This is a genomic window from Flavobacterium sp., from assembly GCF_965277525.1.
Lineage (GTDB): Bacteria > Bacteroidota > Bacteroidia > Flavobacteriales > Flavobacteriaceae > Flavobacterium.
Genome location: NZ_CBDIDC010000009.1, coordinates 448436 through 463343 on the forward strand (window position 1 = coordinate 448436; position 14908 = coordinate 463343).

Annotated in this window: 10 protein-coding genes; 4 read left to right on the forward strand and 6 right to left on the reverse strand. The window is 33.9% G+C overall.

Annotated elements, in window-relative coordinates:
- Nucleotides 1-104: 104 nt before the first annotated feature.
- Nucleotides 105-1301, reverse strand: a complete 1197-nt coding sequence (locus ACQY44_RS19090; protein ID WP_428231886.1) for a helix-turn-helix domain-containing protein — start codon at nt 1299-1301, stop codon at nt 105-107.
- A gap of 219 nt (nt 1302-1520) precedes the next feature.
- Here ACQY44_RS19090 and ACQY44_RS19095 point away from each other — a divergent pair, with 219 nt between their 5' ends.
- A complete protein-coding gene (locus tag ACQY44_RS19095) occupies nt 1521-4424 on the forward strand; it encodes a TonB-dependent receptor (protein ID WP_428231887.1) in 2904 nt (967 codons plus the stop codon).
- 26 nt (nt 4425-4450) lie between these two features.
- Complete coding sequence (locus ACQY44_RS19100) at nt 4451-5266, forward strand: tyrosine-protein phosphatase (protein WP_428231888.1); 816 nt, start codon at nt 4451-4453, stop codon at nt 5264-5266.
- A gap of 105 nt (nt 5267-5371) precedes the next feature.
- Here the strand turns inward: ACQY44_RS19100 and ppk1 are convergent, their stop codons facing one another.
- Nucleotides 5372-7378: a polyphosphate kinase 1 gene (gene ppk1 / locus ACQY44_RS19105; RefSeq protein WP_428231889.1), complete on the reverse strand. Its 2007-nt coding sequence runs from the start codon at nt 7376-7378 to the stop codon at nt 5372-5374.
- A gap of 266 nt (nt 7379-7644) precedes the next feature.
- Between ppk1 and ACQY44_RS19110 the strand changes: the two genes are divergently transcribed.
- Complete coding sequence (locus tag ACQY44_RS19110) at nt 7645-8229, forward strand: helix-turn-helix domain-containing protein (protein WP_428231890.1); 585 nt, start codon at nt 7645-7647, stop codon at nt 8227-8229.
- 91 nt (nt 8230-8320) lie between these two features.
- Here ACQY44_RS19110 and ACQY44_RS19115 read toward each other — a convergent pair whose 3' ends face one another.
- The 4 genes from ACQY44_RS19115 to ACQY44_RS19130 all read right to left on the reverse strand — a co-directional run bounded on the left by ACQY44_RS19115 (nt 8321) and on the right by ACQY44_RS19130 (nt 13504).
- Nucleotides 8321-10003 carry a DUF4983 domain-containing protein gene (locus ACQY44_RS19115; protein WP_428231891.1) on the reverse strand — a complete coding sequence of 561 codons (1683 nt, stop codon included), beginning with the start codon at nt 10001-10003 and terminating at the stop codon, nt 8321-8323.
- A 197-nt stretch (nt 10004-10200) separates the two neighbouring features.
- Nucleotides 10201-10881 (reverse strand): phosphonatase-like hydrolase, encoded by a 681-nt coding sequence (locus tag ACQY44_RS19120; RefSeq protein ID WP_428231892.1) that lies wholly within the window; start codon nt 10879-10881, stop codon nt 10201-10203.
- 152 nt (nt 10882-11033) lie between these two features.
- Nucleotides 11034-12191 (reverse strand): TIGR03364 family FAD-dependent oxidoreductase, encoded by a 1158-nt coding sequence (locus ACQY44_RS19125; RefSeq protein ID WP_428231893.1) that lies wholly within the window; start codon nt 12189-12191, stop codon nt 11034-11036.
- A 17-nt stretch (nt 12192-12208) separates the two neighbouring features.
- On the reverse strand, nt 12209-13504 hold the full coding sequence (locus ACQY44_RS19130; RefSeq protein WP_428231894.1) for a DUF5690 family protein: 1296 nt from the start codon (nt 13502-13504) through the stop codon (nt 12209-12211).
- A gap of 301 nt (nt 13505-13805) precedes the next feature.
- Here ACQY44_RS19130 and ACQY44_RS19135 point away from each other — a divergent pair, with 301 nt between their 5' ends.
- Nucleotides 13806-14882, forward strand: a complete 1077-nt coding sequence (locus ACQY44_RS19135; RefSeq protein ID WP_428231895.1) for a zinc-binding dehydrogenase — start codon at nt 13806-13808, stop codon at nt 14880-14882.
- The last annotated feature ends 26 nt before the right edge of the window (nt 14883-14908 follow it).

Sequence of the window (14908 nt, forward strand, 5' to 3'; positions counted from 1 at the left end):
GCAAAATATTCCCTATATTGAAATAAAAAATCTTGTCAATGAGTCTGTTTCAAATAGAATCAGACTTCTAAATAATAAAAAAAATAAAAAGCTTTGGAATACTGTTACACCACTAATTCTGCAGCAATTAAATTTATATAATCCCTTGGTGTATAACTTGTAATCTCTTTAAAATACCTGTTAAATGAGGATTTTGAATTAAAACCAGATTCATAAGCAAGGTCAAGAATATTAATATTGCTGCTTTTTTCAGACAAACTCTTCAATTGCTCTTTTACATATCCGACCCTGTACTCATTTATAAAAGTGTAGAATGGTTTATTTACGAAATGATTTAATGTTTCACTTATATGATATTTATTAATACTAGTAAGTTTTGCAAGCTCATCTAGTGTTAATTCACTGTTCCTATAATACTTCTCTTCGTCCATCGCTTTTTCAAGCTTTAGTAATATCTTAAACATTTCACTCTGGCTTAAAATTTCTTTTCGCCTTTGAGGCTTCAATGTTTCTTTTTCGATCATTAAAATATTTTCAACAACATTATGGGGCAAGGAACGATTAACATCTGATATTATTTCGGCAGCCTCATTATAACTTGATGTCGATAATAAGATTTCATCATTTAAATTAGTTGCAACTGGCTCCGCAATCACTCCGTGCTTATAGGTAATTATTCTAATGGTAATTACAACAAGAAGTGTATAAATAACAGATCGGCTTACATAACTTAGAGAAAAAATGGAAGGACTAAAAATTATAAATAAAACACTCAATATTCCGATACTTAAAAAAAGAGACGCAAGCTGCACAATGAGTTTTTTCTCCTGACTGTTTCTTGGCAGCTTATGAATTGCTAAATAAATAATGCCCAATGAAAATATGATATCCAGTGGAAGCAGTGTATAAAGACTAATAGTATTATACCAATACAGAACTAAATAGGCATTTGGCGATGTAACCGATAAAACACAAACGGTGGAGAAATAACCTATGGCCCCAATTACAAAGGGAATAAAAACGTACCATTTTGAAGCACTTACAAATTCAGGGCGAATGGTCTTTAAAGTATACAAATACAATAAAGGTATATAACAAAAGCCGATAAAAGTATTGAGCATATTGAGTACCTGCTGATCCTGGACAAAAGTAAAAATGAAAAACTTAATAGAGAGATGCAGTCCTATACACACAACTAAGGAAATCAGCAAATCATCTGCATTTTTTCGGTACCTGCTTCTCAGTAGTAAAACTGCTGCCAGGAGCGCCTGAAATATTCCAATGGCAATAATGTATTTCATCGTAAAATCTTTGTGCTAAAGTAGTATCAGGCTGTTAATTTAATGTTTGGTAAATGCAAAAAAATTGATTGATAACAATTTAATAACAAAACTTAATTATTTAAAAACCAACAACTTAATAATAAATCAAAAGTTTGACACTTTCTAAAAGTAGTTCTAGTTCGACAAAGTCGTTTTGTAGTTTAAATCGAAGCAATCTTTGCACAAAAACTACAAAACATGACACCAAAAATTATTTTAAAATCTTTGTTTAAGCAGGAAAAGATATTTAAAAAAACACTTTTCACTGCCATCTTTACACTTTGCTCTATCATATCTAATTATGGGCAGACTATAAAAGGAGTTGTTACCAGCGATGCAGGTACATTGCCTACAGCCAATATTGCCGGAAAAACATTTAATAATTCAGCCATTTCAGATTTACAAGGTGCCTTTACATTAACTGCACCAACAGAAGGAGAAGCTGTTATCGAGATTAGCTATATAGGCTTTGAAACAAAATCTATAACCGTAACTCTTGTAAAAGGGATAAATGACCTTGGTTTAATCCAGATGTCACCGGATGGTTCGGCAGCACTTAAGGAAATTGTAGTCAAAGGTACTATGGCTCCTTCTCAGGCAAAAGCGTACAGCATCAAGAAAAATTCTCTTGCTATTATGGATGTTATGGCCGCCGATGCAATTGGAAAATTACCGGACCGTAATGCCGCAGAAGCTGTACAGCGTATGCAGGGTGTAGCAGTTGCCCGCTATCATGGCGAGGCCGATCAGGCAACTGTCAGAGGAACTCCTTTTGCATGGACTTCTACCCTATTTAACGGAAATCGCCTGCCTAGTTCAAATGTTATGGGGAATCGTTCTTCTGTTCTGGATGCTGTTCCTTCTGAAATGATTCAGTATGTTCAGGTAGCAAAAGCTATCACACCAGATATGGAGGGAGATGCAATTGGCGGATCAATTAATTTTATTACCCGCACAGCGCCAACTAAACGTGTGCTGAATATAAGTGCTGCAGGAGGCTACAACACCTTTAGCGAAAACGGTACTTATAATGCGTCTGTAACTTATGGCGACCGATTCTTCAATAACAAGCTTGGCGTAATTGTTTCCGGAGCGATCTGGAGCAGACAATGGGGATCTGATGAATTTGCTGCCACTTATAATACCGGTGCAACTGTTGCGGAGCAAAAAAAATCGCTTAATACTGTGCTTTTTAAACGTTATATGGGAGAGCGCGAAACTAAAGGTTTAAATGTAGGTGCTGAATACAAACTTACTTCTTCTGATAAGATATTCTTTAGAGGAATGGCTAATAAATTTGATGATATCCGTCCTGTTTATGAATCTTATATTGATTATACCAATTCCCGTTTTCAATACAATTACAGATATTCTCATTATCAAACGGCACTAAATGGTTTTGAAGTGGGTGGTGAACATCAAATGAATGAAAAATTTAAACTGGACTGGAGTTACAGCAATCATAAATCAGAATATTACTTGGATACTCCTCCAACTTCCGGCAACAAAGGACTTCCTATTGCTACTTTCCGTCAAAAAATAACAGGCGGTTTTAATGATCTTTCCAGTGATGGAAAACGTTACTGGGGATTTGATTCTCCTAACGGAGTTGGTGGTACTGTTGATCATTTTGAAACAGGCCTTGCAAATCCAAACGAAGTAATGGATCCTTCAAAACTATTATTAAATCAATTGGTAATTGCGCAACTTGATAATAGTGAGAGAGATCAGATTGGACAAATTAATTTAAAGGTAGAAGCGAGTTCTAAAGTAAACCTGAAGTTTGGTGCCAAATACCGTCATAAAGACAGAACAAATACTTACGGGTCTAATTTTGTTTATCTGCCGGGAGCCGCTGTCGGAATTCCAAATTCACCGGCTTTAGTTCCGCTTTCAGGATTGCAGACTACTAGTTTTCCAAGTGGAAGTAAGTTTTTCGAAAACATGAATGGAGATTTCAGCTCGTTTATTGTAAACCCATTGACTAAAGATCAGTTGTTTAATATGTACGGACAGTCTTTTCAAACTGCTAACGGATTTATGGATTTTACATCCAAAACAAATGCGACTTCTTTTTATACAGGTGATGAAAATGTAATTGCAGGTTATGCAATGGCCGAAATTGATGCTACAGATAACTTAAAAATAGTTGGAGGTTTGCGCAACGAGTATACTTCTATGACTTTAAACGGTACTAAAGCAACTACACAAGGAACTCCTGCCGTAATAACGCTGAGTCCATCTGTGGTAGAAAACAATTATAATTCGTTTCTTCCTATGCTGCATTTAAAATACAAATTAAGCGACAAATCAAATCTTCGTGCTGCTTATACACGCACATTTGTTCGTCCGAATTTTGGAGACATGACCCCTGGAAGTTCAACAAATACAACCTCATCACCTCAGACAATTACACAGGGAAATCCTGATTTAAAGCCTACTTTCAGTAATAATTATGATCTTATGGGAGAATATTATTTTGACAATGTTGGAATTATATCCGGCGGTGCTTTTTACAAAAACATTACCGATGTCGTTTTTACAGATGTAAGCATGCAGAATATTGATGGCAGTGATTACTTGGTTACGCAGGCAAAAAATTTAAATAAAGCCTCTTTATTTGGGTTTGAAGCCGGAATCAATAAAAGATTTGATTTCCTTAACGGTTTCTGGAGCGGATTTGGAGTAGAATTCAACTACACGTTTATCGACTCCAATACAGAAGTACCGCGCGTTAACGGAACTAGTGTTTATAATGATAAAACAAGTTTGCCAAACCAATCTAAAAACTTATTTAACGCTATCCTTTTTTATGAACGAAACGGTGTAATGGTTCGCCTTGCAGGTAATTACCGCGGAAAATCAGTAGAAACGATTAATCAGCAATTAGGTCCTGATTATTACATCTGGACAGATTCTAACTTTACCATTGATGCTTCTGCAACGGTAAATATTAACAAAAAACTTAAAGTATTTGTAGAGTTAAATAACCTGAGCGATTCTCCTGTAAAAATGTTTATGGGGAATGATAAACGCCGTATTACTTCACAGGAATGGTACGGAAGCCGAGGTCAGGCAGGAATACGTTATGACATATTTTAAAACAAATAAATTAATCAAATATAAAAATGAAAAAAACAATAATTATAGCTGCCATTTTGGTACAAACATTGGCAAACGCTCAGCTAACAGACAGTATTAAAAGATTAGTTCCTGTAAAAGGCGCATTAAACTTTAGAGATGTAGGCGGATATAAGACTACAGATGGAAAAGAGGTTGTATGGGGAAAAGTATACAGAAGCGCCGGAATTGATAAATTGACCAATGAAGATATAGCACTTTTAGATAAAAAGAAAATTCATACTGTTGTTGATTTTAGAGGTGTGGCTGAATCGAAAGCTGCTCCGGACCGTTTGCCGCAAAATACTGATTATACTTTAAGTCCTGCAGGAAGTGATAGTATTCCTAATCCGGCACAAATGGTTAAGCTTTTGAAAGAAGGAGGTTTTCTTGAAAAATTTTATGGTTCAGATGCTGTAAAATATACTGGTGACAGATTTCGTCCCTTATTTGTAAAATTATTGACTACAGATAAAAAAGAAGCGATAATGTATCATTGCACCGGCGGACGTGATCGTACCGGTATGGCAACAGCATTATTCTTATATACTTTAAATGTTCCAGAGAAAACGATCGAAGAAGATTATGTGGCATCAAATGTATATCTTAAAAAAATGAATAAAGGAATGATGGCACCGCTTGCAAAAATGAGCGGTTTAACTGAAGCGCAGATAGAAAATGAAATGGCATTAAAACCAGAACTTATCCGCTTGTTTTTTGCAGGTATCAAAACACAATACGGAAGTGTAGAAAACTTTTTACAGCAGGAAATGGGAATTGGACCGAAGGAAATAAATATTCTAAGAAAAAAATACACTAAATAAAATACGCATTACTTCCAGCATTAAAATACATTTTTATAATAAAGCCTGACTTTGTAGTCAGGCTTTTTCCATAAAGATAATAGCTTCACTTAAAATTATTCCTTATTACACTGCAAGCCAATCATAAATTTCGGTTTGTGCACGTCTTGGTAAATCAATATTTACAATTTCCAATTCATTCCTTCCTTCACTGTTTATGGTTCTTCTTTTTGTATTGTCTTCCAGTTGTAACTGGATAATGGTATTGATATCGGCAATGTGTTTTTCATCATACAGCGGAAAAGCAACTTCTATTCTTCTGTTTAAATTTCGGCTTAACATATCGGCTGATGATAAATAGATTTTTTCCTGCCCATTATTTGCAAATTTGTAAATTCTGGAATGTTCCAGGAACATATCTACAATCCTGTAGATTTTTATATTCTCGCTCACACCTTTAATTCCCGGCAATAAAGTACAGATTCCGCGCACTATCAATGTCACTTCAACACCTGCCCTGCTTGCTTTAATAAGCTTGTCGATAATATCTTTTTCATCAACTCCGTTTACTTTTAAAAATACAGCCGCTTCCCTGCCTGCTTTTTTATTTTCTATTTCAGTATCTATTAATCCCAGTAACTTTTCTTTCATGTTAAAGCCTGCCGCCAGAATATGTTTTGGTGCGCTTGTCTTTTTCTTGGTTTTTAAAAATGTAAAGACTTTTTTCAGATCGTCTGTATATTTTTTTTCTGAAGTGAAAAAACCAAAATCTGAATAAATATTTGCCGTGCTTTCATTAAAATTTCCAGTTGACAAATAATTATAATATTTTTTATTTCCGTATTTGTCTTTCATGGTCACCGTAGCAACTTTAGCATGAACTTTTAAATTGGGCATGCTTTGAATAATCTTTATTCCGGCATTTTTCATTTCGCGCGACCAGAATAAATTATTGTATTCATCAAAACGTGCTTTGACTTCTACAAAAACAGTTACTTTTTTGCCATTTTTAGCCGCACTTATCAAAGCATTTGCAATTAAGGACTGCGATGAAATCCTGTATAAAGTAATTTTTATCTCCAGGACGTTTCTGCTAATTGCCGCCTGATTAAAAAACTGAAGTACATAATAATAGGATTGATACGGAAAGTGCAACAATTGATTTTGTTTGTCAATAATTTCAAAAACCGACTTGCTGCTTTCAAAAGGCAAATGTTTGAGACCAGGATAATCTGCTCCCTGAAGAGTTGGTTTAACAGGATTTGGAAACCTGAATAAATCATAAAAATTATGATGGCTTCCTCCTTTTATCATTTCCTCTTTTTTAAGTCGGAAAGTTTTTTTACATACCGAAATTGTTTCAGAATCCATATTAGAATCATACAAAAACCTTGTTGATGAACCTCGTTTGCGTTCTTCTATTTTTGCTTCAATTTTTGCTATCAAATCTCCTGAGTTTTCATCTTCTATCAGATAATTTTCATCCCGGTTTAATTTTATAGCATTACAAGAAATAACTTTTCCGGATGGAAATATAAGCGATAAACAATTCTTTATTATAGTATCAATCGAAATAATGTAATGTGTATCTCCCTGACTTTGCAATTGTTTATATCGATCCAGTTTATCCGAAGGAATATTCAGATAAGCATAGTTATAATTCCCCATAGTATCTTTTATTTTTACTAAAAAGTATAAACTGCGATTATTTAAGAAATAAGTTTTAGGATGGTTTATTGAAATATGAATGACCTGTATATAAGAGAGAATAATACTTTTAAAATAATATTCGATCTGCTGCAGATGCTCTTCTAAAAGCTCTTGATTTTCATAATAAACAATATTATTAGCCGCTAATTCAGGTACTATTGAATTCTTCCAAATTGTACCAAATCTGTTTTGCTGAAGATTTACTTCAGCTAAAATTTTATCCAGTAAATCTTTATTTTTTTTTGAATTTTTAATCAGTAGTTTTCTGATTTTAACCCTAAAAAATTCATCCAGGTTAGAAGAGTGAATGGCTAAAAATTTAATTCGTTCATAAAGTGAATTATTGGCGGCTTCTGCTTCATCTAAAATACAGTTATTAAAAGAAAGCCATGATAATTCTGAAGGGATAAGATAGTTTTGCACGTTTAATGAGGTAGTATTATAAGAGAAATTTGTTTATACTTTGTATCAATACAATTGTAAATTTCAGGATTAATTATTTTAAAATATAAATACAGACAGGCAGTTAACTATAATTTAATTTAATGGTAACATATTATAATCTGCTCAATACTATTGCAACATCAAATAATAGCATAAAAAGCTATTCTCTAAAGATTGCGCACATTATATTAAAAAGCATTAAGTCTAATTGTATTATATTTACCTTTTAAAGTGAATGTAATATTATGGAAGATTATTTAATTGGTATTGGAAAAAGGTTAAAAGAAATCAGAAAGAAAAGTGCCTTAACGATACATGAAGTAGCCAATAGAGCCGGAGTAAGCAATGGACTGATTTCAAGAATTGAAAATGGCAGAACGATCCCATCTCTTCCTGTTTTAATAGAACTTATTCACTCTTTGGATACTGATGTTACTTTTTTTTTTGAGGGAGTGAAAAACATCAAAAATGCCAAATTTATTCACATAAAAAAGGAAGATTATCAAAAGATAGAAAAAGAAGACCGGTCAGAAACAAAGGGTTTTAATTACTATCATATCTTCAGTAAAAGTATTAATTCTATTGGTTTTGAAGCTGTAATTCTTGAAGTTGAACCGGATAGTAAGCGTGAAAAGGTTATTACTGATGCCTGGGAATTCAAATATATTATAAAAGGAAGCGTAACGTATATTATTGATGATGTTGAAGTAGTTGTAAACGAAGGTGATTCACTATGTTTCAACGGAAGACTTCCTCATGTACCTGAAAACAGAACTCAGGAAAACTGTATCATGCTGGTACTTTATTTTTATTCTGAAAGTAATAACTAAAAAAATTAACCGATATCCATAATAAAAAAGGTTACCTCCAAAATGGAGATAACCTTCAAAAAAAAACAATAAACACAAATTCTAAAATGGTTTAATTTCCTGCAGGAAGCCAGGAACGTCCATCCAATAACCATCCTGAATTGATTGGCACACCAAACCATTGCAGTGATGAATAGGCAATATCTACCATTTTTGGCACCACTCCGCTAGCAGTCCCGCATTTTAACGTCGCTGTACTTGTTGTCCAGGCTGGTGTATTCGTAAAGGTCAGAGCAACTTGTTTTGTACTCGAATCCGTAAAAGAATTTCCTGAACCGTTATCGCCCTTCCAATATCCTATAAGATTAGCATAATCAGGATGAGAAGCAGTAACAGATGAACAGGTATAATTAAGAATCGAAGCTTCTGACAAAGCTTTATTCCAAACACGGACTTCAGCAATATTTCCGTTTACGTTTGCGCCATAAGTCAAAGTTCCGTCCTGTCCTACTGCAAAAGGTAATCCGGAAGTTAAACTTCCAAATGTGCTGACAATCGCAGCTTGTCCCACAAAAGCACCGTCCTGATATGTTTTTACCAATTTAGCAGTACGATCAACTACCAATGCTAAATGATGCCATTTCCCATCATTGATGGCACCTCCTGAAATATCTACCCGATTTTGAGTATCACCAATATTAACTTTCCATGTTCCTCCTGTATTAGCACAAATCACAAATCCGCGATTTTTACCACTTGCCCAGTTTTTATTAGAAACTAAAGACGGATCGCTTGAATAACCTGAAGTTTTTACCCTGCATTCAACCGTAAAACTTGAACTTCCAAAATTGTAAAGTGCATTAGTTGTCGAAGCATAAATACTATTCGAATTAAAATTGGCAAATTTACCTGTAATCGAAGTTGTAGGATCAACCGGTTTTTCGATTTTAGTCGCAGTGAAATTTTTATTATTGAAGATCGTAAAAATATTTCGCTCATCATAAGATGATCCTCCGTGCGATCCTGTAGAACCTGTAACGATTCCGCCGTGATCGGGTGCAACGATAACCAGCCAGTCTTCATTGACATAATTAGGCCTGCTTTTTAGTGCTGTCAAAATCTCGCCAATATAACCGTCTGTAGTTTCTATTGAAGATTTATATTGCGGTACGTTTAGCGAAAATCCGTAGCTGTGACCTGCATGATCTACATCATCAAAATGCAGGAATAAAGCATCAGGATTATCGTTTGTTAAGGCAGCAACCACTTCATTTTTAACCGCTAAATCTGTTGTTAAAGTTTTCTCCACATCAATACCGTCTACAATATAGGTATTGATTGGTGCCCAATGTACGATAGCCATTGTTGTTAAAGCTGCATTGTAGGATTCAAGACGTTTTAGGAAGCTTGGGTAAGTTCCAAAATTTGGACTTGAAAATGAATTGTCTGTTACGCCATGTTTTAAATGGGTAACTCCGCTCAGCATTGTCGACCAACCGTTTCCACTCCAGGTTGGAGCTTCGGTTAGCGCATCAAAACTGTAAACCGAATTAGGAAGTAATCCGTGAACATTTGGTGTATTAGCTCCCATCAAAGCATCGCCGCGGCAGCCGTCGATACCTATAATAAGCAGTTTTTTAGTTCCGCTGCTTAGGACCGATTTACCGGTTTTTGAAATAGTTTTTGCATTCGCTGAATTCTCATCGCTCGCAAGCGTTGGTTCATTGGTACATGAAGTGATTAAAAGTACACTCGCAAGAATTGTAACATAACTTAATCTAAAAATCTTTTTCATTGAATTGAATTGTTTTGTTGATTACTATTTATTTACTTGTTTTAAAACTATTTCCTGCAGGGATTTTATTTTAACTAATTAGTTTTTTTTACCATTAAAAAATTAAGTTTATATTAAGAAGCAAGACTTAATTTTTCTTAATCTCTTAATGGTTCAATTAAATGTTTTTAATCTTTTTAATCCTTTAATCTGTGGCACTATTTTTCGATGCTATATAACGACGCAAGTGAATCTAGTATATAATCCGGTTTTGCTTCTTCAAGTTGTGCTCTGGTTTGAGCTCCGGAAAGAACTCCAACTGTAATCCCGCATTTGGCATTTTTTCCTTCTTCGATATCAATTGCTGAATCTCCTGCTTTCAATACTTTTGAAGCATCTTCTATTGAAAATAATTGCATGGCTTTGTGTATCATATCCGGAAATGGGCGTCCCAGTTCTACATCGTCTGCTGTGATTAAAGCGTCAAATTGATTGTCTTTTTTCCAATCCAATTTTTCTAATAAAGTATTGGCAACATGACTGCTGTAACCTGTATTTAAAACTACTTTTATACCGTCTTTTTTAAGGTTCTGAAGTACATTTTCAACACCTTCAATTGGTGAAACTTTTGCCGTAAGATATTCGTTATCTAATGTTTCTTTGAAATATTCGAATATCTCCTGGGATTTATTGGAATCTGTAATATTGATGTGTTTCAAAATATCTTTTATAGCCTGATATTTTTCTTTTCCTGCTCCCAGAGAAAGCACTAATTCAAGAGAAACATTTATTCCGAATTTATTAATGGATTTGTGTAAAGATTTGTAAACTATATTTTGTTCATTTATTGTTGTTCCGGCCATATCAAAAACGACCATTTCAATTTCATTAATTTTCATTTTGTGTGTATTTATTTTATAAACATGCAATTCGCATATTTGAGAGTATTTATATTTAGAATGATATTTTTTTTTAACCTAGATTTTTAAAATCTTTTTAATCCTTTATCCCGATAGCTATCGGAAGTAGCAAAACATGAAATACAAAATCTTTAAACATTAAAAATTTTATCAATATTATGTTTTGCAAATCCTGCACTACCTGTCATTCCCTTACCTCCTATTCCTGTTATAATATGAATGTTTTCATCAACTGTATGCTCAAAAATATCTTTGGTTTTGCATTGCGAATACATTCCAAACCATCTGCTTTGGATTTCGTAAGTGGGCAGATCAATAATTTTTTTCGCCTCCTCAATCATAAAATTGTCAATATCCATATTCAAATCAAATCCTAGCGAATCAACATCTTTTGCGTTGGCATATTCATGCGAATCACCCAAAATTACTGATCCGTCGATGGCTTGTTTAAATAAGATATGAATACCATACTTCTTCTCAAAACTATCCGGATTCTCTTTGGCTTTAATTGATTGATATGATTTGCATTCTTCAAATGATTCGTATCTTCTAATGGTCAATCCTGTCAAAATCGAACCGTCTAATTTGTAATTATTCTGAGATTTGGTTTGCAGCATCTGAAGTTTTGAAACAATCAAATCACTGTTATTATAAATCTCAGGATATAAAATTTTAAAATCACTTCCGTTGCAGATAATTATTTTTGAAGCTTTGAATTCTTTTCCTAACGAAGTTGTTGTAATCACTTCACTAAATGTGTCTTCTGTATCAACAACGGTTGTATTCATAAATAAATCAAGTCCCATATTTGCAGTCATATACTGATGCAGCTTATGAATCATCATAGAAGGTTCAACGGTTACTTCCTGCGGAAAAAACAATCCGCCTGTACAATAATCAGCACGTAAACCAGCATATTTTGACAGACATTGTTCTTTCGTCATCAAATTAGATTCGTAATCATTTGAAATATTAATCTGATGCAATTCTTCTATCAATTGCATTTCTTCTTCGTTTGAAGCCAGATAAACCGTTCCGTTTTGGCGAATACTTATATCAAACTGAGACTGAATATTTTTATAGATTTTTAAACTTTCTTTTCCGAAATCCTGCCATTTTCTGTCCATTCCGGATGGCACAACCTGACCAAAATTTCTAACAGTCGCTCCTTCCGGTTTGCTGTTTTTTTCCAAAATGGCAACCGACATTCCTTTTAATAAGGCATGGTAGGCATGAAATGTCCCTAAGACACCTCCGCCAATAACTATCAAATCATATTTTTTATCCATTCAATTTATTTTTATATTTAGGGAAATGCAACTATTTGTTTCTTGTTTTTTTCATGAACCCGCTTGTTAAAATACCATAAAGAACCTATTGCAAGTAATAATAATAATGCCGCCGATTCCAGATTAAGCCATATAAAAAAATGACTCCACGTCTGTTTAAAACCTATTACTTCTTTAAGTAAAAGCACAACTACACTGCCCAAATACCCCATGGCATCGGCGATATAAAACAAGAAACCAACATTGCCCTTAAATTTCATAACTGCAACTAATCTTTCAAAAACAAGACAATGAAATAGTATATAAGGTAAATAAACCCCTATTCCTGTGGTAATCATCCAGATTACAGGAGATATAAGTCCATCTTTAAATAAAAAGGTAAAAAGCATAATTACAACTGCTCCGCCAGCTGTAAGATACATCCCTACACTAAATGCCTTTTTATTATTTTTTATGAGAACACCAGCTGCCGCTATTGCCAAAACAATTACAGCTACCGGAATTTCTGTAAGGGTTACAATTTGTGGAGAACCTGAATATCCTTTCTCCGCCCAAAATTCAACCATAAAATTATCCCTAAAATCCCTAACCACAGTCAGAAGAACATAAATACCAACCAAAGCAAAATACCCAACTCCATTATCCCTTATAAAATCTCTGCGTTCCTTGCTGTACATAGGTACTCGTTCAGACCTTGCTTTGACGTCGTTTTCATCCGGATCCTGATTTTTATTAAGAATCCATACGGACAAAAGGAATAATGGAAAAAACAATAATCCTGTATAAAATGGCATCGTATATTCATCTGCATTAAAATCTCTCATAAGCAGCAATCCCACCGTTTTTACCAGTCCGGTTGAAAATATAAATGTGGCACTTAATGCTGCGGCTAACATTTCTGTGTTTTTTCTTCCTTCGATATAAGAAAAGACAATTCCAAACACCATTCCTAAGGGCAGGCCATTTAAAAACAATGCCAGTATTTTCCATTTTCCCGGAACAATAGCAAACAACCCCAGCATTAACAAACCAAAAGAAATAAAGGAAATTAGCCATTTTGCTCTTTTAGACTTCGGCATTTCGGAAATAATTTTTATGCCTATAAATTTTGAAACCATATAGCCCAAAACCTGACTTATAACCAATACTGTTTTAGCATCTAACCCATAGCCGAAAGCAAGCGTAAGATATTGACCTGCCAAAAATGATTTGCGTACCGCATACATTCCAGTATAACATATAAATACTGAAATCACAATTGCAAAGGTAGATATTTTTTTACTATTTGTAAATTTTTTACTTTCTTGAAACATGCTAATAATATTAAGTTTCAGCAAAAGTAATCCTCTAATCAAACATAATTATTATCTAAATGTAAAATAATAGTTATTAAAGTTTACTAATAGTAAATATTTTTTTGTAAAAACAAAAAAGACAGTACATTTGAAAATCATCATAAAACCCATACAAAACAGCACTTTACGAGTTATCGATTTAACTAAAGCAAGAAAACAGCGTGGTTTAAAAGAAAAAGTAAATAAATAGTTGGTACATTTTTATCCTAAGTATTTATTTTAAACAAATAATTACAAATAGTAAACAAATTAAATAATAATGACAATTCAAGCAACGGCAATGGTTTTTTCTGAAGTAGGGCAACCATTCGAAAATCAGGAAGTAATTTTAAACGAAATAGATAGTAACGAAGTATTGGTTCGCATCCTTTATACTACTATTTGCACCAGCGATATTCATACTTTTACAGGAAAGAGATCGACTCCTTGTCCTTGTATTTTAGGACATGAAATTATAGGTGAAATTATAGACAAAGGAAAAAAAATAAACAGCGATTTTAATGGTCTCCTGTTAAACATTGGCGACCTGGTAACCTGGTGTGTATATGCTTTTGACAAAGAGAGTGAAATGGCTAAAAAAGGAATTCCTCAAAAATCTGAAGGTCTCTATAAATATGGACATCATCAATTTAAACCTAATGACGGATTAAATGGCGGATTTGCCACACATTGTGTACTAAAAAAAGGAACAGCAATTTTCAAATTACCTGATTTTTTAACTTATAAACAGGCAGCACCAATAAATTGTACACATGCTACAATTGCAGGAGCTGTGCGTGTAGCTGGTTATCTTGAAAACAAAAATGTCATGATTACCGGAAGTGGTATGTTAGGACTTTCGGCCTGTGCAATGGCCAGAGAAAGTGGTGCCAAAAATGTATTTGCCATGGATATTAATCCGGAACGCCTGGTGTATGCTAAAAAATTTGGCGCTAATAAGTTAGTTGATGCTAATTTGTCTCTCGATGAAATTAGAAAACTTTATCCAAAAGAAAAAATTGATGTCATTATCGATACAACCGGAATACCTGCTGTAATGGAATTAGGAGTTGAAATTCTTACTATTGGCGGAACAGCAGTCTGGATAGGAGCTGTCTTTAATCAACCTGTTACAAAAATAAATGCCGAGATGATTGTTCGAAATCTGATCACTATAAAAGGCCTTCACAATTACACTCCAAACGATCTTGGTTATGCTGTTGATTTTATCGCCAAAAATCATTCTAAATATCCTTTTGAAGAACTCGTTGGAAAAGAGTTCTTATTAGAAGAACTTCCTGAAGCTTTTGAATCTGCCAAATCAGGAGAACATTATAGAGTTGGAATTAAACAGTAAATATAAAATTCAAATATCTTACGATA